General features: G+C 48.1%; 26 protein-coding genes. 3 read left to right on the forward strand and 23 right to left on the reverse strand.

From position 1 onward, the window contains the following. Positions 1-37: 37 nt before the first annotated feature. The 6 genes from SHEWANA3_RS15825 to ffh form a co-directional block, all read right to left on the reverse strand. Complete coding sequence (locus SHEWANA3_RS15825; protein ID WP_011717864.1) at positions 38-1,129, reverse strand: 3-deoxy-7-phosphoheptulonate synthase; 1,092 nt, start codon at positions 1,127-1,129, stop codon at positions 38-40. A 297-nt stretch (positions 1,130-1,426) separates the two neighbouring features. Then, positions 1,427-1,780 (reverse strand): 50S ribosomal protein L19, encoded by a 354-nt coding sequence (gene rplS, locus SHEWANA3_RS15830; RefSeq protein ID WP_006080791.1) that lies wholly within the window; start codon positions 1,778-1,780, stop codon positions 1,427-1,429. 34 nt (positions 1,781-1,814) lie between these two features. Next, positions 1,815-2,561 (reverse strand): tRNA (guanosine(37)-N1)-methyltransferase TrmD, encoded by a 747-nt coding sequence (gene trmD / locus SHEWANA3_RS15835; protein WP_011623586.1) that lies wholly within the window; start codon positions 2,559-2,561, stop codon positions 1,815-1,817. A gap of 15 nt (positions 2,562-2,576) precedes the next feature. After that, positions 2,577-3,107 carry a ribosome maturation factor RimM gene (gene rimM / locus SHEWANA3_RS15840; protein ID WP_011717865.1) on the reverse strand — a complete coding sequence of 177 codons (531 nt, stop codon included), beginning with the start codon at positions 3,105-3,107 and terminating at the stop codon, positions 2,577-2,579. Between the two features lie 20 nt (positions 3,108-3,127). Further along, entirely contained in the window at positions 3,128-3,376 is a 249-nt protein-coding gene (gene rpsP, locus SHEWANA3_RS15845; protein ID WP_011071566.1) for a 30S ribosomal protein S16, read from the reverse strand. Positions 3,377-3,594: 218 nt separating this feature from the next. Further along, on the reverse strand, positions 3,595-4,968 hold the full coding sequence (ffh, locus tag SHEWANA3_RS15850) for a signal recognition particle protein (protein ID WP_011623589.1): 1,374 nt from the start codon (positions 4,966-4,968) through the stop codon (positions 3,595-3,597). A gap of 288 nt (positions 4,969-5,256) precedes the next feature. On the opposite strand from ffh, the gene ccsA reads away from it, so the two are divergent. Both ccsA and SHEWANA3_RS15860 read left to right on the forward strand, forming a co-directional pair. Then, positions 5,257-6,045, forward strand: coding sequence for a cytochrome c biogenesis protein CcsA (gene ccsA, locus SHEWANA3_RS15855; protein ID WP_011717866.1), 789 nt, complete (start codon positions 5,257-5,259; stop codon positions 6,043-6,045). A 101-nt stretch (positions 6,046-6,146) separates the two neighbouring features. Further along, positions 6,147-7,418, forward strand: coding sequence for a CNNM domain-containing protein (locus tag SHEWANA3_RS15860; protein WP_011717867.1), 1,272 nt, complete (start codon positions 6,147-6,149; stop codon positions 7,416-7,418). Positions 7,419-7,483: 65 nt separating this feature from the next. Here SHEWANA3_RS15860 and SHEWANA3_RS15865 read toward each other — a convergent pair whose 3' ends face one another. From SHEWANA3_RS15865 to rpoE, 12 genes are all read right to left on the reverse strand, one after another. Continuing rightward, on the reverse strand, positions 7,484-8,020 hold the full coding sequence (locus SHEWANA3_RS15865; protein ID WP_011717868.1) for an Mpo1-like protein: 537 nt from the start codon (positions 8,018-8,020) through the stop codon (positions 7,484-7,486). 170 nt (positions 8,021-8,190) lie between these two features. Continuing rightward, complete coding sequence (gene acpS, locus SHEWANA3_RS15870) at positions 8,191-8,574, reverse strand: holo-ACP synthase (protein ID WP_011717869.1); 384 nt, start codon at positions 8,572-8,574, stop codon at positions 8,191-8,193. Then, on the reverse strand, positions 8,574-9,311 hold the full coding sequence (gene pdxJ, locus SHEWANA3_RS15875) for a pyridoxine 5'-phosphate synthase (RefSeq protein WP_011717870.1): 738 nt from the start codon (positions 9,309-9,311) through the stop codon (positions 8,574-8,576). The genes acpS and pdxJ overlap by 1 nt, the downstream gene beginning before the upstream one ends. Before the next feature lie 89 nt (positions 9,312-9,400). Further along, on the reverse strand, positions 9,401-10,102 hold the full coding sequence (gene recO / locus SHEWANA3_RS15880) for a DNA repair protein RecO (protein WP_011717871.1): 702 nt from the start codon (positions 10,100-10,102) through the stop codon (positions 9,401-9,403). 49 nt (positions 10,103-10,151) lie between these two features. Then, positions 10,152-11,171, reverse strand: coding sequence for a GTPase Era (gene era, locus SHEWANA3_RS15885; protein ID WP_011623597.1), 1,020 nt, complete (start codon positions 11,169-11,171; stop codon positions 10,152-10,154). Beyond that, complete coding sequence (gene rnc, locus SHEWANA3_RS15890; RefSeq protein ID WP_011717872.1) at positions 11,168-11,848, reverse strand: ribonuclease III; 681 nt, start codon at positions 11,846-11,848, stop codon at positions 11,168-11,170. The genes era and rnc overlap by 4 nt, the downstream gene beginning before the upstream one ends. Before the next feature lies 1 nt (position 11,849). Next, positions 11,850-12,767 carry a signal peptidase I gene (lepB, locus tag SHEWANA3_RS15895; RefSeq protein WP_011717873.1) on the reverse strand — a complete coding sequence of 306 codons (918 nt, stop codon included), beginning with the start codon at positions 12,765-12,767 and terminating at the stop codon, positions 11,850-11,852. A 179-nt stretch (positions 12,768-12,946) separates the two neighbouring features. Then, the gene (gene lepA / locus SHEWANA3_RS15900; RefSeq protein WP_011717874.1) at positions 12,947-14,737 is read right to left on the reverse strand and encodes a translation elongation factor 4; all 1,791 of its coding nucleotides are present in this window, start codon (positions 14,735-14,737) and stop codon (positions 12,947-12,949) included. A gap of 167 nt (positions 14,738-14,904) precedes the next feature. Further along, positions 14,905-15,378, reverse strand: coding sequence for a SoxR reducing system RseC family protein (locus tag SHEWANA3_RS15905; RefSeq protein WP_011717875.1), 474 nt, complete (start codon positions 15,376-15,378; stop codon positions 14,905-14,907). 11 nt (positions 15,379-15,389) lie between these two features. Next, positions 15,390-16,322, reverse strand: coding sequence for a MucB/RseB C-terminal domain-containing protein (locus SHEWANA3_RS15910; RefSeq protein WP_011717876.1), 933 nt, complete (start codon positions 16,320-16,322; stop codon positions 15,390-15,392). A 12-nt stretch (positions 16,323-16,334) separates the two neighbouring features. Next, entirely contained in the window at positions 16,335-16,958 is a 624-nt protein-coding gene (locus SHEWANA3_RS15915; RefSeq protein ID WP_011717877.1) for an RseA family anti-sigma factor, read from the reverse strand. Between the two features lie 26 nt (positions 16,959-16,984). Further along, the gene (gene rpoE, locus SHEWANA3_RS15920; RefSeq protein ID WP_011623604.1) at positions 16,985-17,563 is read right to left on the reverse strand and encodes an RNA polymerase sigma factor RpoE; all 579 of its coding nucleotides are present in this window, start codon (positions 17,561-17,563) and stop codon (positions 16,985-16,987) included. Between the two features lie 189 nt (positions 17,564-17,752). Between rpoE and nadB the strand changes: the two genes are divergently transcribed. Further along, positions 17,753-19,366 (forward strand): L-aspartate oxidase, encoded by a 1,614-nt coding sequence (gene nadB, locus SHEWANA3_RS15925; RefSeq protein ID WP_011717878.1) that lies wholly within the window; start codon positions 17,753-17,755, stop codon positions 19,364-19,366. Between the two features lie 90 nt (positions 19,367-19,456). Here nadB and SHEWANA3_RS15930 read toward each other — a convergent pair whose 3' ends face one another. From SHEWANA3_RS15930 to nhaA, 5 genes are all read right to left on the reverse strand, one after another. Beyond that, a complete protein-coding gene (locus SHEWANA3_RS15930) occupies positions 19,457-19,897 on the reverse strand; it encodes a protein YgfX (RefSeq protein WP_011717879.1) in 441 nt (146 codons plus the stop codon). Beyond that, on the reverse strand, positions 19,878-20,126 hold the full coding sequence (locus SHEWANA3_RS15935) for a succinate dehydrogenase assembly factor 2 (RefSeq protein WP_084294861.1): 249 nt from the start codon (positions 20,124-20,126) through the stop codon (positions 19,878-19,880). The genes SHEWANA3_RS15930 and SHEWANA3_RS15935 overlap by 20 nt, the downstream gene beginning before the upstream one ends. Positions 20,127-20,208: 82 nt before the next feature. Then, positions 20,209-21,117, reverse strand: coding sequence for a transcriptional activator NhaR (gene nhaR / locus SHEWANA3_RS15940; protein WP_011717881.1), 909 nt, complete (start codon positions 21,115-21,117; stop codon positions 20,209-20,211). Between the two features lie 95 nt (positions 21,118-21,212). Continuing rightward, positions 21,213-21,599: a hypothetical protein gene (locus SHEWANA3_RS15945; RefSeq protein WP_011717882.1), complete on the reverse strand. Its 387-nt coding sequence runs from the start codon at positions 21,597-21,599 to the stop codon at positions 21,213-21,215. A gap of 2 nt (positions 21,600-21,601) precedes the next feature. Then, on the reverse strand, positions 21,602-22,771 hold the full coding sequence (nhaA, locus tag SHEWANA3_RS15950; RefSeq protein ID WP_011717883.1) for a Na+/H+ antiporter NhaA: 1,170 nt from the start codon (positions 22,769-22,771) through the stop codon (positions 21,602-21,604). Positions 22,772-22,829: the final 58 nt, after the last annotated feature.

Raw genomic sequence — 22,829 nt, forward strand, 5'->3', positions numbered from 1 at the left:
GTCAGGTGTTTAAACATTCGGCTCTTAAGATTAACTCTTAAGCATTGGCCACTTTGAGCATATCGAAACGGGTTGCTAATACCGAAGATAACTTCGATGCGCCCGCACGTAAAACGCTTTCGGTTTTTTCCCAATTAATACAGGAGTCTGTCACAGAAACCCCATAGGCCAGTTCGCTCAATGGTTTATCACAACTTTGATTACCTTCATTTAAATGGCTTTCTAACATCACGCCAATGATGGACTTATTGCCGTTGTAGATTTGGTTAAATACATCTTCACACACCGGAATTTGCCTGGTGTAATCCTTAGAGGAATTACCGTGGCTGCAATCGATGATAAGGCGCGCATTGAGTTTGGCCTTATGTAACTGCGCCTCACATTCGGCGACGCTCTGAGCATCGTAGTTTGGCGTTGCGCCACCGCGGAGGATCACATGCCCATCTGGGTTACCCGCAGTTTGCAATAACGCGACTTGGCCCTGTTGGTTAATCCCCATAAATCTGTGGCTACTAGCCGCCGATTTCAGCGCGTTAATGGCTACATCGAGCTTTCCGTCTGTACCATTTTTAAAACCGACGGGCATAGATAAACCCGACGCCATTTCCCTGTGGGTTTGCGACTCAGTCGTGCGGGCACCAATGGCTGACCAAGTCACTAATTCTGAGATGTACTGCGGGCTGATAGGGTCGAGCGCTTCGGTTGCCACAGGCAGTTCGAGTTCGGCCAACCAAATCATCAGCTCACGGGCCATCTTCAAGCCCTTCTCGACATCGAAGGATTCATCCATATCAGGATCGTTAATCATCCCCTTCCAACCCACTGTGGTACGTGGCTTCTCAAAGTAGACTCGCATCAAGATGTAAAACTCATCGCTGAGTTCATCGTGGAGTTGTTTAAGCTTTAAGGCGTATTCCTTGGCGGCATCGATATCATGGATAGAGCAAGGTCCGGTGACAATAAGCACGCGGTTATCACGCTTATGGACAATATCCGCCACGGTTTTGCGTGCATTGAGGATATAACGATACGCGTGCTCAGAGAGTGGCAGAGTCGCTTTTAGCTCCTGCGGTGTAATAAGAACTTTCTCTGAACTGATGTGTACGTTATTGATCGTATCCTGTTGCATGCTTACCACCGAAAACTGAAGTCATATCCCCATTTGCTCAGGAGTCTGGATCTCAAACCGCTGCGGGGAAGAATAAATAGCCGAGGCCACCACGTAACATTGTAATGATACACCATTACAATGAGCGACCAATATGCCTATTAATTGGCAGAAGATCAAGGAAGAATTTAATAAAATCGGCACTTAACCCGAAACGCACTCGAAATGGCTAAAAAGACAAACTGCAGGCAACAAAAAACCGCCACGAGGGCGGTTTTCTGTGCGAACACTACGTCTTGTTTTCTGTAGCGGGTACTATTACTTAGTAGCCAGCTTTTCACGGATACGTGCAGATTTACCTGAACGATCACGTAAGTAGTACAGTTTGGCGCGACGAACGCGGCCACGACGCTTAACTTCAATGCTAGCGATCAGAGGGCTGTGCGTTTGGAATGCACGCTCAACACCTTCGCCATTAGAGATTTTACGTACTGTGAATGCAGAGTGCAGACCACGGTTACGTTTAGCAATTACAACGCCTTCGAAAGCCTGTAAACGCTCTTTATCACCTTCTTTAACACGAACCTGAACTACTACTGTATCACCAGCACCAAACGCAGGTACGTCTTGTTTCATTTGCTCATCGTTGAGCATTTTAATGATGTTGTTCATAACTTACTCCGTTCTAGAATTAACTGAGCTACGACTAAGCATTCTTGTCCATTGCTTCAACGAACTGCGCTAAAAGAGTCGATTGTTCGTCAGTCAGAGCTAGATTTTCAAATAATTCTGGCCGTCTTAGAAAAGTCCTACCAAGGCTTTGCTGCAAACGCCAGAGTCTAATTTGTTCGTGGTTGCCACTTAGCAGTACTGCGGGTACATCGAGTCCATCCAGACTTTCAGGGCGCGTGTAATGAGGACAGTCCAGTAAACCGTCGGAGAAAGAATCTTGCTCCGCCGAAGCTTGTTTTCCTAGCACGCCAGGAACCAATCTCGATACTGCATCTATCAAGGTCATTGCGGGTAATTCACCGCCCGAAAGCACGTAATCCCCAACCGACCATTCTTCATCCACTTCCGTTTGAATGATGCGTTCATCAATACCTTCGTATCGACCACACACCAGAATCAACCGGGATGATTCAGCCAACTCAGTAACGCCTTGCTGATCCAGCTTGCGTCCTTGAGGTGACAAGTAAATCACCTTTGCCTCTTCGCCTGCCGCCGCTTTCGCAGCATGGATGGCATCGCGTAAGGGTTGCACCATCATCAACATTCCGGGACCACCGCCGTAAGGCCTGTCATCTACCGTACTGTGTCTATCATGGGTGAAATCGCGAGGATTCCACGTGTGCAACTCAAGCAGACCGTTCTTCACGGCACGACCCGTAACCCCAAAGTCTGTTACGGCACGAAACATTTCTGGGAACAGGGTAATTACCCCTAACCACATATGTTGTACCTCGACTTAAAAGTCAGGATCCCAATCCACTAAAATCTGTTTACCTTGGACATCCACCTTTAAGATGAATTGCCCTGGGACAAAGGGAAGCATACGTTCCACTTTGCCGAAGCTATCTTTCGCGTTGGCTTTCACTAAGAGCACATCGTTCGAACCGGTTTCCACGATTTGATCGACAACACCCATGTTATAGCCATTGGTATTAATCACTTCACAACCGATGAGGTCACGCCAATAGAACTCGTCTTCTGGCAAATCGTTCATCTGCTCTGGCAGGATCCCAATTTCGCAATTGGTGAGCATTTGTGCTCGCTCCCGCGTGGTGACACCTTCAAGCTCGGCGACAACCGCCTTACCTTGGTAACGCCACTGAATGACTTTTACTTCGCGCCATTCACCATTTTCTTTAATAAGCCAAGGTGAATAGTCAAAGATACCTTCAACAGAATCGGTATAGGCGGTGATTTTCAGCCAACCTTTAATGCCATGACAGGAGCCTAATTTCCCCAGTACGACTGGCTGTTGGTTACTGCTCATCAATCTATACCTTAACGCTATTAAGCAGCTGCTTTAGCGTCTTTGATCAATTTTGCTACGCGATCAGTTGTCGCAGCGCCGTTCGCAACCCAGTGCTCAACGCGAGCTAGGTCTAAACGTAAAGTTTCTTCTTGGCCACGAGCCAATGGGTTGAAGAAACCAACACGCTCAATGAAACGACCGTCACGAGCGTTACGGCTGTCAGCAACAACGATGTTGTAAAATGGACGCTTTTTAGCGCCACCACGAGCTAAACGAATGGTAACCATGCGTTTTCAATCCTCTAATGATTTGCTTGAAGCAAAAATAAAAACTGGAACCCCGTGTTCGCGAAGAGTCCCAGATAGAAAGCCGGAAGATTTTACCTGACTTTTCAACGAATGCAACCAAATCTGGCGATTATTAAACCTGCCTTAGGATTGCCCGCCTCATTTCAAATAGAATCAACCAACTGATAAAGCATCAACTTTGATGAAAATCGCTGGCATTAACGGCCAGGAAATTTCATGCCGCCAGGCATCATGCCACGCATTCCGCGCATCATCTTCTGGATGCCGCCCTTGGCCGACATCTTTTTCATCATCTTTTGCATTTGGGTAAACTGTTTCAATAAACGGTTCACGTCTTGAATTTGTGTGCCAGAACCCGCAGCGATACGGCGCTTACGTGAGCCCTTGATTAAATCGGGGTTTTTGCGCTCTTTGGCCGTCATTGAGTTAATGATGGCTTCCATTTGACGGGTCATTTTACCGTCTTGGATTTGCGCTAAGGCATCGGGTGGCAATTGACCCACACCGGGCAGCTTTTCAATCATGCTCATCATGCCGCCCATGTTTTTCATCTGCTGTAGCTGCTCGCGGAAATCTTCGAGATCAAAACTTCCGCCCTGCTTCACTTTGGAAGCCAGCTTCATCGCTTTGTCTTTATCGACACCGCGCTCAACTTCTTCGATAAGCGATAATACATCGCCCATGCCGAGAATACGTGAAGCGATACGGTCTGGATGGAAAGGCTCTAGGGCATCGGTCTTCTCGCCAACACCGAGGAATTTAATCGGCTTGCCGGTAATATGACGAATCGATAATGCCGCACCGCCGCGCGCATCACCGTCGACCTTAGTTAAAATCACACCGGTGAGCGGCAGCGCTTCGTTAAAGGCTTTAGCCGTGTTTGCCGCGTCTTGACCCGTCATGGCATCGACCACGAACAGTGTCTCAATCGGCTTAACCGCCGCGTGCAACGCCTTGATTTCATCCATCATGGCTTCATCGACGTGCAGACGGCCCGCAGTGTCGAGGATCACCACATCGATAAATTTAAGCTTAGCGTGGGCAATGGCCGCCTTGGCGATATCGATTGGCTTTTGGCTCACATCCGATGGGAAAAACTCCACATCGACTTCGGTCGCTAAGGTTTCTAGCTGCTTAATCGCTGCAGGGCGGTAAACGTCGGCACTGACGACCAGAACCGATTTCTTATGGCGCGTACGCAGGAGCTTACCTAATTTGGCAACGCTGGTCGTTTTACCCGCACCTTGAAGACCCGCCATCATCACCACGGCTGGCGGCTGAGTGGCTAAATCCAGAGCTTGGTTGGCCTCACCCATGGATTTTTCAAGTTCACTTTGAACAATCTTAATAAAGGCTTGACCAGGACTTAAGCTCTTCGCCACTTCCTGACCAACGGCACGTTCTTTTACATTGTTAACGAATTCACGCACCACAGGCAGGGCAACATCGGCCTCCAGCAGCGCCATACGCACTTCGCGCAGGGTTTCCTTAACGTTTTCTTCGGTTAAGCGACCACGGCCACTGATATTTTTCAGCGTGCGTGACAGTCTGTCGGTTAGATTCTCAAACATCGTCCTGCTCTATACCTTTAGGATCTTGATTAATGGGCTGTATTATAACGATGCGGGCGCATTATGCTACTGCTATGCCCTACTTGCGTAAACTTCGGCAACTAACCTGCTTTAGGTCATATTTTGCGATTCGCCTACGACTATTTACGTCTAACAATAAGAATCTGCTAAATTTTGCAACTTATGTCACTGCCCATTTGCCGACGGCTCATGTTATTCTAGACAAAATATTGATCTGTATGCCCCGTTTTCAAGGCACCATTAACAACACGAATAGGTTAATTACCCATGGTCATTTTTTCTGCCTCAGCCATGTTTTTTTATTGCATCGCATTGGTATTAGTGACAAGTCGACTGTTCCATCCTGAAGGTCCTAATCGTAAGGCCGTTGCCGGTGTCGCCGCCATCGCCGTGATTTTGCACGCTGCCGCCCTTTCTCAAGCGATTTTTACGACCGATGGACAAAACTTCAGCCTCACTAATGTGATCTCCTTAGTGAACTGGATCATCGCCTTCACCTTTACCGTGATGATGTTTAGGCTAAAAGTGATTGTGGTTGTGCCCGTGGTTTACGCCTGTTCTGTGCTCTCTGTAGCCCTACTCTGGTTATTGCCGCCTAAGTTTATTACTCACTTTGAGCTGTACCCTGAGGTCTTAGCCCACGTAGTGCTCTCTCTTATGGCATACAGCGCCCTGATGATCGCCGCCCTGTACGCGATTCAGCTAGCGATGATCCAAAATAAACTCAAGAAGAAACAATTAATGCTAAGCCCAGGCATTCCGCCGCTGATGACGGTAGAAAAACAGCTCTATCATCTTGTGATTATTGGGGTGATTTTACTGAGTTTATCCCTCGCCACTGGCTTTATCTTCCTCGATGATATGTTTGCCGATGGCAAAGGCCATAAGGCGATTCTGTCTATCATCGCGTGGTTTGTGTACATCGCCATGTTATGGCAGCAGTATTGGGTTGGCTGTAAAATTCGCACCGCGGTCATTTACACCTTAACCGGCGCGACCTTGTTATCCTTAGCCTATTTTGGCGCTCGGATTGTCAAAGAGTTAATTCTTAGTTAATAATTTCAAGTCAGCTTAGGCGCTAATTCCCTGAGCTGACTTGACACCCTGTTTATTTCTCGGTATCAACTTAACCTTATCGGCCTGATTGGAGCCTATTTTTGGACGCTATATCGACAAGCGCACTCCTCATTTTCTTACTAGTGCTTATCCTTTGTTCTGCCTACTTTTCAGGTTCTGAAACCGCCATGATGACCCTTAACCGCTATCGGTTAAGGCATCTCGCCTCAAACGGCCATAAAGGTGCGATACGCGCCCTCAAGTTACTCGAACGTCCTGACCGCTTAATTGGCTTGATTCTGATAGGTAATAACCTCGTTAATATTCTCGCCTCCGCCATAGCGACCATTATTGGAATGCGCCTTTGGGGCGATTTAGGCGTCGCGGTCGCCACAGGTGTGCTGACCTTAGTCGTATTAGTCTTTGCCGAAGTCACCCCCAAAACTATCGCCGCCTTGAACCCTGAACGCATTGCCTTCCCATCGAGTATTTTACTCATTGGTCTATCAACGATTTTTGCCTATGTCGTCACCAGCGTGAACTGGATAACCACAGGCATACTGCGCCTCTTTGGCATCAAGACCATCAGCAGTAGCGATGCACTGAGCCAAGAAGAGTTAAGGACGGTTGTACATGAGGCTGGCGCCTTGATCCCCCAACGCCACCAGGAAATGCTGTTATCGATTCTCGATTTAGAAAAAGTGACCGTTGAAGACATCATGGTGCCGCGCTCGGATATCTACGCGATTAACGTCAACGATGACTTTAAATTTATCAATCGCCAAGTGATCCAAAGCCCACATACTCGAGTGTTGGTATACCGCGATACCATTGACGATGCCGTCGGCTTTATTCATCTGCGTGACGCACTGCGCCTGCAATCAAAGGAGCAGTTCAGTAAATCCTCATTGCTACGTGCGGTAAAAGAACTCTACTTTATTCCCGAAGGAACACCGCTCAATGTGCAATTAGCCAACTTTCAGCACAATAAAGAGCGCATCGGCCTAGTGGTCGATGAATATGGTGATATTCAAGGATTGGTGACACTCGAAGATATTCTCGAAGAAATTGTCGGCGACTTCACTACCTCTATGTTGGCCACACCGAGTGAAGATATTACTGCCCAGCAGGATGGAAGCTACTTAGTCGATGCCAGTATCACTATCCGTGATTTGAATAAAGAAATGAAATGGGATTTCCCAACCGATGGCCCTAAAACCCTCAATGGCTTGATCTTAGAGTATTTAGAGGATATCCCCGCCGAGAACACTAGCCTTCGCCTAGCGGGTTACCCATTAGAAGTGATTGAAGTCGCGGATAATATGGTCAAAACAGTACGCATCATTCCGCAGCATTATCAGTCGCCACGCTAATTTTTGTAGATAAAAAATCGGCTGGTTCCAAATGGAATCAGCCGATTTCCTTCTCCCCCAAGAAATTATTTAACGCTTTGCGTCTTTAGACGTGCTTCGAGTACTCGGCGCTTTTCGATAGCGATAGGTGTAATCTCGGCATCTAACTCCTTTTCTAACCCCAAGATAAAATACACTTCGGCCATTAAGAAAAATGGGCCAATTAGCAGTTGGTTTAAATCGTCCACAAAAGCGGGTTTGGCCTTCTCGTATTGATGGCCAATTAGCTGGAAAATCCATCCCACGATAAATACCGATATAAACAACCAGAAGGCGTTGGGAGAATCAGCCATTAGCTCAGTCGTATATACGACGGGGGCGATAAATAAAGCTAGGCCAATCGCTAACTTTGCATGTAAGCGAAAGTAATAAACCAGCACACCAGCCCCTAAAATCACACCTAAACTCACATCACTCGCGCTGCCAAGTGGAATACGGATAGTCGCTAGTAATAGGAAAGCAGACCATATAATCAATGGGATACCAACGAAATGGGTTAGTATATTGCGCTGATTTAAATGCACACTCTTATAGGTTGATAGCTGCTCTACGGCGGATTTCATCTGGGGCTCCTTTTACTGTGTCCCTGCAAATTAGTGTCTAGATACCACTTTTGACCTAACCTAGCCCAAAAATGCGAGACTGAACAGTAAAAAGTAACAAAAATGTTGCTAGGTATTTTAAGGCAATAAAAAAGGGAGCTAAAGCTCCCTTTATAGTAACGGGTAAGAGACTAGCGAGATTCGAGGATAACCGTCGCAATAGCGTAGGATTTTTCATCCGCGATTGAAATGTGCCCGACCACGCCGTTGAGCAAAGCTAAACGCTGCTGCGCCCCTTCTGTAAAATCAATCGTCGGCGCACCATCAGGTGTATTCCCGATGTGGATATGCTGAAAAGATACCCCTCGACCAATCCCCGTCCCCAAGGCTTTAGCTGCGGCCTCTTTGGCGGCAAAGCGTTTAGCCAAATAGCGGCTCGGTTGGCTATGCTGTTGATAGATATCGAACTCAGCATCCGTCAGTACACGTTTAGCCAGCTTATCGCCGGAACGTGCCACATGGGCGGTGATACGCTCGATTTCAACTATGTCAGTGCCAAGCCCAACGATTGCCATTATTCGCCTCGACGACCTTCTAACATCAGCGCTTTCATGTCTTTAACCGCTGTCGCTAAGCCATCAATGGCCGCTCGCGCGACAATGGCATGGCCAATATTGAGTTCATACAGCTCTGGGATCGCCGCAATCGGCTTAACATTGTGGTAATGCAGCCCGTGGCCCGCATTCACGACTAAGCCTTTGCCATGGGCGTATTTTGCCATTTCGCTGATACGTGCAAGCTCTTTGGCTTCTTCTTCAGCGGTTTTAGCGTCGGCATAGCAACCGGTATGAATTTCGATAAGTGGCGCGCCAGCGGCGACGGCGGCATCGATTTGCGTCTTATCGGCATCGATAAACAGTGACACTTGGATACGATTGGCGGCTAAACGGCTTACCGCGGCAGTGATTTTATCTAGTTGACCAGCCACATCTAACCCACCTTCGGTCGTCACTTCTTGACGTTTTTCAGGGACTAAGCAAACGTAGGTCGGTTTGACTTCACAGGCGATGTTGAGCATTTCTTCTGTCACGGCACACTCAAAGTTCATCCGCGTCTTTAAGGTTTTCGCCAGCAGATACACATCGCGGTCGATAATATGACGTCTGTCTTCCCGTAAATGAATCGTGATACCGTCGGCACCCGCATGCTCGGCAACCGCCGCTGCATGGACAGGATCAGGATAACTGGTGCCGCGAGCCTGACGCAGGGTCGCAATATGGTCGATATTAACACCCAATAAGATACGGCTCATCGGGAACTCCTTTATGTTTGTAAGGCTAGAATTAACGCTGATTTGCGCCCTATTGTACTGGGACAGACAGTAAAAAACAGGAGCTAGGGCTAATTATTCCCATCTCTATTTGAGGCTGTCGCTTGAATAAACAGCTGCCGACTCACCAGCGGCTTATTTCCGAGCAAGGGTTGCAGCATGGACCGCATCAATCGTTTGGCCTCTAAAAACTGCTCTTGCAACAATTGATTATCGTTAAGTGCAGTTAACATCGCGCCTTGATAGGTATGCTTTGCCCTGCTGTTCAACACAAATTGAAAGCCAAGTTCTGGCACAAGCTGATAGTAATGTTCAGGGATCAGCGGTTCGCCCTGAGTATCGCGGATAAGGGATGGCATAGCCCCGAGTTCCCGCAAGAGGGCCAGCTCAAGGTAGCGCAGCTTCGACTCACAAAACTGCGCCGCGAGCCCGACCAAGGCTTGATGGTAGATGAGGAATAACGCCTCGGCATTATGGTGAACCGACAGAATACGCATCAGCAACTCATTGATATACATGCCGGCGTACAGGCTATAACCCGATAAAGGCACGGCTGGCGCGGCCGCTTCAATTTGGCTGATGTTTTTGAGTTCAGACTTACCGCTAAATTCAAAAATCAGCGGCTGAAAGGGTTGGAGAATACTTTTGATGGAGCGTTTACCGCTCCCAACTCGCGCGACGGCATCGACACGACCAATACCGTCAACCAAGAGATTGACCAGCGCGCTAGACTCCCGGTAAGGGCGATGATGCAAAACATAGCCCCGTTTCATCGGTCTGCGCGCTCGTTCATGATCAGGCTCGGCCTATTATCAGTAACGATTAATCGTCACCGTAACCTAAGCTTCGCAGGGCGCGCTCATCATCGGCCCAACCGGATTTGACCTTTACCCACACCTCGAGGAACACTTTGTTATCAAACAAGGTTTCCATATCGAGGCGCGCTTGCGTAGCGATGGTACGAATGCGCTCGCCTTTGCTACCAATCACCATCCGCTTTTGGCCTTCACGCTCGACGAGGATCAGGGCATTGATTTGATAAACGCCGTTTTCCATCATCTTAAACTGCTCGATTTCAACCGTCGCATCGTAGGGCAATTCATCACCGAGGAAGCGCATCAGTTTTTCACGGACAATTTCAGAGGCCATAAAACGCTGCGAACGGTCAGTCACATAATCTTCAGGAAAGAAGAACGGATTCTCGGGCAGCGACTCTGCCGCCATCTCTAAAATGCGCTTTACGTTGGTGCCTTTGCTGGCAGAAATCGGCAGAATTTCATCGAAGGGATACTTCTTGGCCACTTCTTCCAAATAGGGGAAAAGGGCTTCTTTGTCTTTGATATTATCGACTTTGTTGATGGCTAACACGGTTTTACGTTCTTCACCGCCACGGCGAAGTTTGCTTAACACCATTTCATCATCGGCGGTCCATGTCATACCATCGACCACAAAAATCACCATAGACACATCGGCAAGCGAGCTCGCCGCCGCGCGGTTCATCAGACGGTTAATCGCACGCTGCTCTTCAATATGCAGGCCAGGCGTGTCGATAAACACGATTTGACGCGGGCCATCGGTATGGATACCCATAATGCGATGACGCGTCGTTTGCGGCTTTTTCGAGGTAATACTGATCTTTTGCCCAAGCAAACGGTTCAGCAGGGTCGATTTACCCACGTTAGGGCGGCCAATAATGGCCACCATGCCACAGTAGGTCACATCATAGTGAACAGACGGCGCCGCCGCGCTCGCTGCATTCATCCTTGCCAGTAATTCATCTAAGCTCGGCTCATTGCTCGCGTTAGCGGCATCGACAGCTGGCAAGTCTGTTTTTTTGGTCATTTCTTCAGTAACTCCAATACTTGAGCCGCGGCAATCTGCTCGGCTTTACGGCGCGAACTCGCTACGCCAATCACGCTTTCGCTCAAGTCATCTATACGACATTCAACGGTGAATGTTTGATCGTGGGCATCGCCTTCTATGTTGATTACTTGGTAATCGGGTAGCGGCTTCTTTAACCCTTGTAAATATTCTTGCAGTAAGGTTTTCGCGTCTTTTTGATTCACACCGGGTTGGATCTCGGCCAAACGCTCGGCGTACCAATGCAGTAATAACTTACGGCACACTTCAAGATCGGAATCTAAGTAGATTGCGCCGATAATCGCCTCGACCGCATCGGCCAAGATGGACTCACGTCTAAAACCACCACTCTTTAACTCGCCGGGGCCTAAGAATAAATAATCCCCAAGCTTAAAGGCCTTAGCAATCAAGGTGAGCGTATCACCACGCACTAAGGTCGCGCGCATCCGGCTCAAGTCACCCTCAGTCGCCTTAGGAAATTGATGGTATAAGGCGTCAGAAATCACTATCGATAAAATCGAATCGCCTAAAAACTCTAACCGCTCGTTGTGCTTATTTGCCGCACTTCTGTGGGTCAATGCTTGGGTGAGGAGATCAATATTCTTGAACTCATAACCCAAAGTACGACACAAACGTGGCAAATTTTTAATCGGTTCCATACTAGTGAATTCCACCTACTCGTTCAAAACGCACACCACTTGGCACCCAAGTTGGCAGGAAGTCGGCTTTAGAACGGTCAAACTCAAAACTAATCCAGATAGCGACCGCTTTACCCACAAGATTCTCTTCAGGGACAAAGCCCCAGAAACGGCTGTCGGTACTGTTATCGCGGTTGTCACCCATCGCAAAATAATGGCCTTCGGGTACAAGGAACTCACCCGCAGGTAAATTCCCTTCGCGTTTGAAGTATCCCAGCATATCGGGGCGACTTGGATTGATTAAAATATCGTGGGCCACTTCACCGAGTTGCTCTTTAAAACGAATTAATGGCACACCATCTTGGCTGAAATCACCACGGCTGATTTCGGTACGCGCCACCAGTTCTGGCTCAGGGCAATGGGTTTGCTCGGCGCCACAGGCTTTTTGGATCATCAACTGCTTGTTGCGGTAGATAATCCGATCGCCCGGTAAACCCACCACGCGCTTGATGTAGTCAATCTGAGGGTTCTCAGGATATTTAAACACAATCACATCGCCACGTTTCGGCTCGCCCGTTTCAATCAGTTTAGTGCGCCATACGGGATCTTTTAGGCCATAGCTAAACTTTTCCACCAGAATAAAGTCACCCACCAACAGGGTTGGCATCATAGAGCCTGAGGGAATTTGGAATGGTTCGTAAATAAACGAGCGCAGGATCAACACAAAGGCAATCACAGGGAAGATGGAGTGCGCGGTTTCAACCACTGTGGGTTCGCGGATGATGTTATATTCAGCTTCCTCGGTTAAATTAGCCTGCGAAGCCTTGGCTAAGGCTAAGCTTTCGCGGCGTTTAGGCGCAAATACCAGCACATCGATTAACCAGATCAACCCAGAAATCAGGGTGACTAGCACTAAAATAATGGAAAAATAGGCTGCCATTGCTTATTGAACTCCTGCCTTGAAATGTAAAGATCCAAACTCAGCGACTATTGTATTTCGACTCGCGAACTTTAGTTAACTTACCGTATTTCTAAAAAAACACCACAAAACATACGATAAGCTAAGTAAAGCGCCGCAAACTGCGGCGCAATAATAGCTAAATTGTGTTATCTCGAGTGTTACTCGTTTAGCTTAAGTACCGCTAAGAACGCCTCTTGCGGCACCTCAACGTTACCCACTTGTTTCATCCGTTTCTTACCCTCTTTTTGTTTATTCAAGAGTTTCTTCTTACGGGAAACGTCACCACCGTAACACTTAGCCGTTACGTCTTTACGTAAGGCTTTTACGGTAGAACGGGCAATAATTTGGCTGCCAACAGCGGCTTGAATCGCAATATCAAACATCTGACGAGGGATAAGCTCTTTCATCTTCTCAACCAACGCCAAACCACGGTGACGAATGTTTGAACGGTGAATAATCATCGCCAATGCGTCTACGCGGTCGCCGTTGATTAAGATATCTAAGCGCACCATGTCCGCAGGATCGAAGCGGATGAAGTTGTATTCTAACGATGCATAACCACGGCTGGTTGATTTTAAGCGGTCGAAGAAGTCCATTACCACTTCTGCCATCGGCAGATGGTAAGTCACGGCCACTTGGTTGCCGTGGTAAACCATGTTCACTTGGGTACCGCGTTTTTCGATACACAGGGTAATCACGTTACCTAAGTATTCTTTTGGCACAAGAATGTTAGCTTCAACGATTGGCTCACGCATCTCTTCGATGTTGTTAATCGCCGGCAAGTCCGCTGGGTTATCAACATAGATGGTTTCACCACTGGTCAACAGCACCTCATACACTACGGTAGGCGCCGTCGTGATAAGGTCAAGATCGTATTCACGCTCTAAACGCTCTTGAATGATTTCCATGTGGAGCAGGCCTAAATAGCCAATACGGAAACCAAAACCTAGGGCTGATGAACTTTCAGGCTCGAAGAACAATGACGCATCGTTGAGGCTGAGTTTGTTCAGCGCATCGCGGAAGTTTTCATATTCATCGGTCGAAATCGGGAACACACCCGCGTATACCTGAGGCTTCACTTTCTTAAAGCCGGGTAATGGCTTTTCAGCACCATGCTTAGCCAGCGTCAAGGTATCACCCACTGGTGCACCATGAATCTCTTTAATACCCGCGATAACGAAACCTACTTCACCGGTTTTCAGCTCGGTTTTATCGGTTTGTTTAGGCGTGAAAATACCCACGCGATCTGCGGTGTGGTTTTGTCCGGTAGACATTACCTTAAACTTGTCGCCTTTTTTCAGCACGCCATTTTTAATACGTACGAGAGAAACAACGCCTAAGTAGCTGTCAAACCAAGAGTCGATGATCAACGCTTGTAGCGGCGCCTCTGGGTCGCCTTCTGGCGGTGGAATTTGATCGACGATGACTTCTAATACCTCGTCAATACCTACACCGGTTTTGGCCGAGCAACGCACAGCGTTCATCGCATCGATACCCACGATGTCTTCAATCTCAGCGGCTACGCGCTCAGGATCGGCTTGGGGTAAGTCGATTTTGTTCAGGATAGGTACTACGTCCAGATTCATATCCAGCGCGGTGTAACAGTTTGCAAGCGTCTGGGCTTCAACACCTTGACCCGCATCCACCACGAGCAGCGCACCCTCACAGGCGGCTAATGAACGAGATACTTCATAGGAAAAGTCAACGTGGCCTGGAGTATCAATAAAGTTAAGTTGGTAAGTCTCGCCATTTTTGGCTTTGTATTCCAACGTGACGCTCTGGGCCTTAATCGTGATACCGCGCTCACGCTCTAGATCCATAGAATCAAGAACTTGCGCATCCATTTCACGGTCGCTTAACCCGCCACAAACCTGAATAAGACGATCTGATAGCGTCGATTTACCATGGTCGATATGGGCAATAATTGAGAAGTTTCTAATGTGTTTCATTATGCTGCTATGACTAATACTGAAAAATGGATACGGTTCAAAGGTGCGAAATTGTACCTGATTGCGGTTTCAATACCAATCAGATTCACTCATCCTTCTCTTTAAGTCGGAAAATGTGGCTCTCAGCGGAAGTTTATTGCCAGATTAAAATCAATAACAACATGAAATTAAACGGGTAATTTTTCTAAACTGATCCCTGAGCCTAAATAAGCCAAAATGACAGGTTGCGAATCGACTTCGAGTTGTTTTGCCTTGTGCTTTCCAAAGAACCAAGCGGCTATAGCGCCTAAGGCAGCAAAAGCTATCGCACTGAGATCCGAATTGATTTCCAACAAACCTGCGAAAAACTGGCCAAATACGGCGCCAGTAAATAATCCGAGCAGCGGCATCAAATAAACTAAGGCCGCCGCTTTCAGGATCACGCTCTCTGGTAGACCGAGCTTGAGCAGTTCGCCAACCTCGCAGGTTCGTTCACTTTGAATGGAGAATTGTTGTGTCTTTGCCGAAAAAGCCTGAGCCACCGCCGACGTACCACAAGACTCGCTACTGCTGCAGCTCTTACAGGTACTTTTGAGCTCTACCTCGACGGTCAGCCAACCTTGATTATCGCAGGCGACAACCCGCGCCACTTCTTCCATCATGATAAGGGGCCTTATTCTAACATCAGACTTTTCGCGATACGGGCCAAGGTTTCGGTAGGCACTTTACCCACGGCAACTACTTCGGCATTACCCACTTTTTCAGACACCAAAGACAAGCCATTACGAGTGATTAACTCTTCAGGTAATGGCGTCGAGCCAGCTCGCGCGACATAGACAGAAATGCTGGCTAAGCCATCGGTTAAGGCAATATATTCAACCGCCTCGTGACTGCCAATTAAACGGTGATGGTCACGCACTACCACACTAAATCCTGCTGGTAACCAAGAGAACTGCCAGTTTTGTCCATCTTGGCGTTCGGCCTGATCGATAACCGCTGGCCATTCTTGTTTATAGGCTTCCTGCAGAATCGATGGCGGCTCATTTAACTCAATCAGCTCAATCACCATCAGCTGTTCAAGTAATTGTTTATCTTGAGTTAGCATGTCGTATCTCAGCGGCAGATAAGTGTCCATATCCAGCCAAATTTGGAAACCGTAACGGTACTCATCATTTGGCAGTAAACGGATCATTTGACCTGGACGTCCCGCAATACGCGTACGACCACCGAGCACAAACTGATACCCCACTTCTAAGTCACTCATCTTTGACGAGAAAGCCGCAGGCCACACGCCCTGAATATGATTAGAAAGGATGCTATAGGCGGGTTGATCGTGTTCAATAAAGGTGACTCTATTGCCCACTCTGACCGCATTTTTTGGCGGGCCATTGAGGTACTCAAGAAACGCAACTTCTTGATTATTCACCTTACCGTGAAGATAAACCAAAGGCCGAATATGGTCGGCCTGAAGTTGTATAATCGATGCTTTGAACTCTTTCTCTTTTAAAGCCTGGCTCATTTTCTCAAGCCAGACTTTGGCAGGCATATCTTCCTGCGCCACTGCAGGGAATACCAAGGCTAACAAAGCCAACAGGATTAGACGCAAGCTAACTCCTTACTACTGATTGACAGGAACGGGAATAACCTCGCTATTGTCTTCTACAACGGCACCCGTATTCAATCGTTGTTGCAACATATGGTCCTGAATATAAGTATTAATTCGGCGACGTTGCTCGTTCATTTTATCATTAGTGTAGCTCTGATTTTGCTGCACAGGACCTGTCTGTAGGCTCACTGGCGATGCACTACCGACAAGAGGACGGGTAATAAGCACAGGCGATGGCGACGCGGCATCATCGGCGGTTTGGTTAAAGTTCTGTACGCCAACGATGGCGAACATGGCCACAGTAGCGGCAATCGCATACTGACCAAACTGCTTGAATAAGGGCACAACACGGCTTTGGCCAGCATTTACAGCCACTTGCTGTGGAGCCGCTGTGACGTCAGGCGCGCTAACTTGAGGCGAGACAATGGCAGGCTCAAGTTCGATTGCAGCTGCAATACTGGCGGAAAGGTCTAACGCCATAGTCTGGGGCAATTCGCCCCGCATAGCATCACCTATCACATGATAGTTACGCCATTTATTATGTGAATGCGTATCGGCAGCAAGTTCTGCCATAGTCTGCAGATCTGTCTCTCCATCGACAGCGGCAGATACCCATTCTTGACCTAATTTATCCATTGTTCACCTGTCTAAATTTAAGGGTGTTACTCTTCCAGTAATGGCTGGAGTTTTTTATCGATTGCTTCACGGGCGCGGAAGATACGAGATCTTACGGTACCCACAGGGCAATCCATGATGATGGCAATATCCTCGTAACTCATCCCATCGAGTTCACGCAGCGAAATCGCCATACGTAATTCTTCCGGCAAGGTTTCTAATGTCTCGAAAACCACTTTTTTGATTTCGTCCGATAACATTAGTCGCTCTGGGGAGGCAAACTCCTTTAGCGCATCACTGCCTTCGTAGTATTCGGCATCCTCTGCATCCACATCATTTGCAGGCGCTCTGCGCCCCTGTGACACGAGGTAATTCTTAGCCGTGTTTACGGCTATGCGGTACAACCAGGTATAAAACGCACTTTCTCCGCGAAAGTTTGGCAAAGCTCGATAAGCTTTGATAAACGCTTCCTGTGCCACATCGGTAACGTCGGCTTGGTTACGCACATAGCGTGAAATCAAGCTCACTACTTTACTCTGATATTTAAGCACCAACAGGTTAAAAGCGTTTTTATCTCCCCGTTGTACGCGCTCAACTAATTGTTGATCACTTATTTGTCCACTCATCCGAGCCGACTTCTCCCAAATCTAAAATGCTGATTTCTCAGTCGCTCGAATCATATTCACTTATGTAGACTAGCGTGCTTTGAAAAAGTTCTAAGAATTATACAAAAAAAGTAAGGTTAAAAGGAAAGTACCCATAATCGGTGAGTTGGTTTACCATAGATGGCACTCTCAGTCATAGCATGATACCCGATGAAACAAGTAGTTGAACACCAATCTGACATATTAGTCATAGGTAGCGGTGCCGCAGGTCTGACACTAGCTTTGCATCTTGCTGAAAAAGCAAACGTAATTCTGCTCTCAAAAGGCCCACTCTCGGAAGGGTCGACATACTACGCCCAAGGCGGTATCGCCTCCGTGTTCGATGAAAGTGATACCATCGAATCCCATGTGGCCGATACGTTAGTGGCTGGCGCCGGCTTGTGCGATAAAGAAGTGGTAACTTTTACCGCTGAAAACGCCAAGAGCGCCATGCAATGGTTAATTGAATGTGGTGTGGCATTCGATAAAGAAGAAACCACTGGCGATAATGCCAAAGACGCGCCTTATCACTTGACCCGCGAAGGCGGCCACAGCCATAGACGCATTCTGCATGCCGCCGATGCGACTGGCAAAGAAGTGCAAACCACACTGCAAGAACGCGCCCTCGCCCATCCCAATATTCAAGTTTTAGAACGTTACAACGCCATCGACCTCATCACCACCCGTAAATTAAATCGCCCTGGCAATCGCGTGTTAGGCGCTTATGTGTGGAACCGTAATGCCGAACAGGTTGAAACCATTAAGGCAAAATTTGTCGCATTAGCCACGGGCGGTAGCTCTAAGGTCTACCAATACACCTCAAACCCCGATGTGGCGAGTGGTGATGGTATTGCCATGGCGTGGCGTGCAGGTTGCCGTGTGGCTAACATGGAGTTTAATCAATTCCATCCGACCTGCCTTTACCATGCCGATGCGCGTAACTTCCTGCTGACCGAAGCCCTGCGCGGTGAAGGGGCTTATTTACGCCGCCCCGATGGCAGCCGCTTTATGCCAGACTTTGACGAGCGAGCCGAACTCGCGCCTCGCGATATCGTAGCCCGCGCCATCGACTATGAGATGAAGCGTTTAGGTGCCGATTGCGTCTACTTAGACATTAGCCATAAAGACAGCGACTTTATCATCAAGCACTTCCCAACGATCTATAGTCGCTGCTTGGAACTGGGTATCGATATCACCAAGGATGCCATTCCAGTGGTGCCTGCCGCCCACTATACCTGTGGTGGCGTGATGACGGATTTGCACGGTCAAACCGACCTCAATGGTCTCTATGCCATCGGCGAAGTAGCCTATACCGGCTTACATGGTGCGAACCGCTTGGCGAGTAACTCGCTACTCGAGTGTTTGGTATTTGCCCGCGCTGCGTCGCAGGATATTGAGAGCCAAATGCACAAAATTCCATTACCGGGGCAAATTCCGGCGTGGGACGAGAGTAAAGTTTCCAACTCAGATGAGGAAGTGGTAATTGCCCACAACTGGCACGAACTGCGCCTCTTTATGTGGGACTATGTGGGGATCGTCCGCTCAGATAAACGTTTGGAGCGCGCACTGCGTCGCTGCTTGATGCTGCAACAGGAAATCCAAGAGTATTACAGCAACTTCAGAGTCAGCAATAACCTACTGGAACTGCGTAACTTAGTGCAAGTGGCGGAGCTGATTATCCGCTGCGCTATGGATCGTAAAGAGAGCCGTGGTCTGCACTATAATATCGACCATCCCGAGAAGGTAGACTCTCCACAACCAACGATTCTGCAACCTGAAAAATAACCGAGTTGCTTAAGGGACATTTTTGACGGGCTAAATCTACTCAGATTTAGCCCGTTTTATTTAGGCTGAAGGAACCATTTTAGATATGAATTAAAGGGACTCGCGTTGGCTCGTCGCCTGAGTTTTAACCTTGAGTAATAAACGGCATAAGTGGCGGTAATCTGTATCGCTAAACATATCGGCCCACAGGGGCAAGAGATACAACTTATCGGCGGACTGATAGTACATTAAGCAGACAAAGGGCGTTACCCAAGTTTTCGGGAGCACATAAAACGCCTCCCCCGTCGAGAGCCAGCCTTCCCCTTTTCCATTGAGTTCAAAACGGTAATGCCAAGTCCTCAGTCGCCATAACTGATAGCCCAAGAATCCGAGGATTAAAACGGCGAACACCAACTTAAGCACAAGCCAAAATATAACGTCCGTTTCAGGCCAGATAAGTAAAGAGGTACTGCAGACACAAACAAAAACGACCAACGAGAGTCGCTGGTCGCTAGAGGCTTTTACGCTAAAACTATGGCGCCGCTCTGCCACGGACTTGCACTACCATGCGGGCAAGCTCGGCATCGGGACAGGCTTCATGACCCATAAACCAAGCAAATAATTCAGGGTCTTCACACTCGAGTAAACGAATAAACAGGGCCTTGTCGTCATCCGACAAATCCTGATAAACATTTTCGACGAAAGGCTGGAACAAGACGTCCAATTCGAGCATTCCGCGGCGACATGCCCAGCGGACCCGTGCAATGTTCATTAACTCCAAGTTAATTCTCCCAAAACAAATTTCGCCCTAGTTTACCAGTTCACGCCGTAGAGTGTCGATGCAAGCCGTATTGAAACTCGGTTTAGCACCGCTGAACTTGGCTGTCTAATCCGGCAAATAAATCACTGAAATCCGTCTCTAATAAACGTTTCACCGCTGGATGTTGGATCATCCGCTCGGCAAACATCACATGGTATTCTTCCTTAACATCTAAGGTTTCGCCGAGCAAATGCATGCCGTGGGAAATCACTTCTTGCGGATAGACCGACGGCGTGACGAAGATCCCGCGTTTAAGGTAGCCAAAGGCCTTCATCATCGCCGCATCATCAAACTCACCTAAGATACTGACCTTAAGATTTTGCTCATCAAACCAACGGTATAATTGTTGCCCAAGCGATGTTCTACGACCGGGGATCAGCAATTGCCCTTGCTCTAAACAAGCGGGGAAATCGGCGCTGTAGGTTTCGGCGGAGAAAAAGCTCACGCCACACTCACCCAGTTTTTTCGATAAAATCTCAGGATATTTCAATGACTCACCCGCACAGTCCGAGAGGATCATATCCAGTTTATGCTCGCGTAAACGGGTCATTAAACTTTCGTGGGTCGCTTCATAACAAGCAAGGTGCATGGAGCCGTCATTGGGCACAACAGAAAGCAATACGCGACTCGCCAAGGCTTTAGACAAGGCATCGGCAATCCCCACTTCAAATAAAATGGCATCATCTTTTTGATAGTTGAGTAAATCGAGCATCTCATAACTGAGGGAAAACATCTTATCGGCGTAGCGAAATACCAGCTCACCGAGTTCCGTCGCCTCTAAATTGCGTCCGACACGTTTGAATAGACTACCATTAAGACGATCTTCGAGGGCGCGAATTTGCCCCGTGATGGTTTGAGGCGTCAGACAAAGGGCTTCGGCCGCCTTGGCCACAGAGCCCTTCTTCTTGATCATCCAGAAATAATACAGATGGTTGTAATTAAGATGCAGCATCGCCAATGAGCTTCCTCTAATGGATACCGCAGCCTCAAGGGCTGCGGTATGTCGGATCGCAGTGACTCAGCTTAACAAATGATGAGTCGATTGCGCTATTTTAAACGCTGACAATCCAATAAGTTAACTACTATTCCCTGCAGCTGTTCTAAATCGGCTGCAGTCCCCGTGCTAACCGCTTCCGTTACGCCAGAGACTAAACTGTCTCTGTCCGGAATACGGTTGGCGCAATAAGTACGATTCGCCTCTTGGAAACGTTTACCGCCACGGTACTTGAGCGCCCTAGACTCATAGCCATTGGTTTCAAGCCGTGCGCCTAATGCCTCAGATTTAAACATTAACGCGCCATCGACTATGCCCTCAAGGTAGCTTTGACAGGTTTGTGATGCGACATCCTTGTTACAGGCATCAATCTGCGAAGCCATTGCGCTTGAAGAAAGTGTTAACAGTGCTGCCATTCCTACTAATTTCATATTTATCATAGTTATACTCCTTTTTTAGGTAACACTTTTGATAACCAGAAATACCCGATCAAGGCCGCTAGAATTGAGCCTATCAAGGTGCCAAGGCGTGCTAAGTCGCCGAACATAGGGTCTGCTTGCTCAAATGCAAGCGAAGCAATAAACATCGACATAGTAAAACCAATACCACACATTGCCGCCACTGGCGCAATCTGCTTCCAACCAATTCCATCGGGTAATTGCGCCAACTTCAGTTTGACGGCCACATAACTAAACAACATTACACCAATCGGCTTACCTAACATGAGTCCCAATGCAATCCCAACGGGTACTGGGGAAATTAGGGCATCCAAACTCATGTTACCTAAGGCCACCCCTGCATTCGCAAAGGCAAAAACAGGCAGGATAAGGAAAGTGCTCCAAGGGTGCAGGCTATGCTCTAAATGCTCAGAGGGTGAACTGCCATCCTTTGCCCGCAGTGGAATACAGAAGGCAATAATCACACCTGCCAAAGTCGCGTGGACGCCTGACTTCAATACCGCGACCCACAGGACGAGTCCCAACACGCCATAGGGTGCTAATGCGGTCACGCCTTTACGGTTTAAGGCCACTAAACCGACAATCGCAATGCTGGCAATAATTAAGCTAATGGTTGACAGATCGCTGCTGTAGAAGAGCGCAATAATCACAATCACGCCTAAGTCATCGATGATAGCGAGCGCCAGCAGGAAGACCTTCAATGCCACTGGCACGCGGCTACCCAGCAACGCCATGATGCCGAGTGCAAACGCAATATCGGTAGCCGCAGGAATGGCCCAACCCACTTGGGTCACAGGATCGCCATAGTTAAATAGCAGATAGATGCCAGCAGGCACTAACATACCACCAATCGCAGCGAAGGTTGGCAGTGAGGCCTGAGCGACACTGGATAAGGCGCCTTCTAACAGTTCACGCTTCACCTCTAAGCCAATCAGTAAGAAAAACAATGCCATCAGGCCATCGTTAATCCACAGTAACAGCGGCTTATGCAGATCGAGCGCGCCGACACGCACTTGTACTTCAGTACCGAGAAAACCTTGATAGAGTCCCGCTAGAGGAGAATTGGCCATGAGCATGGCTAAGACAACAGCAACCAATAACAGGATGCCGCCAGCCGATTCCTGGCTCAGAAAATTTCTAATTGCTTTTTCCATCTTGCACTCCAAAAAAATCATAATGAACTGAGTGTAGACGAAGAAAAAAAACAAGTAT

The sequence above is a fragment of the Shewanella sp. ANA-3 genome (assembly GCF_000203935.1).
In the GTDB taxonomy this organism is placed as follows: Bacteria; Pseudomonadota; Gammaproteobacteria; order Enterobacterales; family Shewanellaceae; genus Shewanella.

What these genes read in the sequence shown, in the direction of transcription:
- SHEWANA3_RS15825 (WP_011717864.1), bottom strand. Translation starts at nt 1,129, where the DNA reads ATGCAACAGGATACGATCAATAACGTACACATCAGTTCAGAGAAAGTT.
- rplS (WP_006080791.1), bottom strand. Translation starts at nt 1,780, where the DNA reads ATGAACAACATCATTAAAATGCTCAACGATGAGCAAATGAAACAAGAC.
- trmD (WP_011623586.1), bottom strand. Translation starts at nt 2,561, where the DNA reads ATGTGGTTAGGGGTAATTACCCTGTTCCCAGAAATGTTTCGTGCCGTA.
- rimM (WP_011717865.1), bottom strand. Translation starts at nt 3,107, where the DNA reads ATGAGCAGTAACCAACAGCCAGTCGTACTGGGGAAATTAGGCTCCTGT.
- rpsP (WP_011071566.1), bottom strand. Translation starts at nt 3,376, where the DNA reads ATGGTTACCATTCGTTTAGCTCGTGGTGGCGCTAAAAAGCGTCCATTT.
- ffh (WP_011623589.1), bottom strand. Translation starts at nt 4,968, where the DNA reads ATGTTTGAGAATCTAACCGACAGACTGTCACGCACGCTGAAAAATATC.
- ccsA (WP_011717866.1), top strand. Translation starts at nt 5,257, where the DNA reads ATGGTCATTTTTTCTGCCTCAGCCATGTTTTTTTATTGCATCGCATTG.
- SHEWANA3_RS15865 (WP_011717868.1), bottom strand. Translation starts at nt 8,020, where the DNA reads ATGAAATCCGCCGTAGAGCAGCTATCAACCTATAAGAGTGTGCATTTA.
- acpS (WP_011717869.1), bottom strand. Translation starts at nt 8,574, where the DNA reads ATGGCAATCGTTGGGCTTGGCACTGACATAGTTGAAATCGAGCGTATC.
- pdxJ (WP_011717870.1), bottom strand. Translation starts at nt 9,311, where the DNA reads ATGAGCCGTATCTTATTGGGTGTTAATATCGACCATATTGCGACCCTG.
- recO (WP_011717871.1), bottom strand. Translation starts at nt 10,102, where the DNA reads ATGAAACGGGGCTATGTTTTGCATCATCGCCCTTACCGGGAGTCTAGC.
- era (WP_011623597.1), bottom strand. Translation starts at nt 11,171, where the DNA reads ATGACCAAAAAAACAGACTTGCCAGCTGTCGATGCCGCTAACGCGAGC.
- rnc (WP_011717872.1), bottom strand. Translation starts at nt 11,848, where the DNA reads ATGGAACCGATTAAAAATTTGCCACGTTTGTGTCGTACTTTGGGTTAT.
- lepB (WP_011717873.1), bottom strand. Translation starts at nt 12,767, where the DNA reads ATGGCAGCCTATTTTTCCATTATTTTAGTGCTAGTCACCCTGATTTCT.
- lepA (WP_011717874.1), bottom strand. Translation starts at nt 14,737, where the DNA reads ATGAAACACATTAGAAACTTCTCAATTATTGCCCATATCGACCATGGT.
- SHEWANA3_RS15905 (WP_011717875.1), bottom strand. Translation starts at nt 15,378, where the DNA reads ATGATGGAAGAAGTGGCGCGGGTTGTCGCCTGCGATAATCAAGGTTGG.
- SHEWANA3_RS15915 (WP_011717877.1), bottom strand. Translation starts at nt 16,958, where the DNA reads ATGGATAAATTAGGTCAAGAATGGGTATCTGCCGCTGTCGATGGAGAG.
- rpoE (WP_011623604.1), bottom strand. Translation starts at nt 17,563, where the DNA reads ATGAGTGGACAAATAAGTGATCAACAATTAGTTGAGCGCGTACAACGG.
- nadB (WP_011717878.1), top strand. Translation starts at nt 17,753, where the DNA reads ATGAAACAAGTAGTTGAACACCAATCTGACATATTAGTCATAGGTAGC.
- nhaR (WP_011717881.1), bottom strand. Translation starts at nt 21,117, where the DNA reads ATGCTGCATCTTAATTACAACCATCTGTATTATTTCTGGATGATCAAG.
- SHEWANA3_RS15945 (WP_011717882.1), bottom strand. Translation starts at nt 21,599, where the DNA reads ATGATAAATATGAAATTAGTAGGAATGGCAGCACTGTTAACACTTTCT.
- nhaA (WP_011717883.1), bottom strand. Translation starts at nt 22,771, where the DNA reads ATGGAAAAAGCAATTAGAAATTTTCTGAGCCAGGAATCGGCTGGCGGC.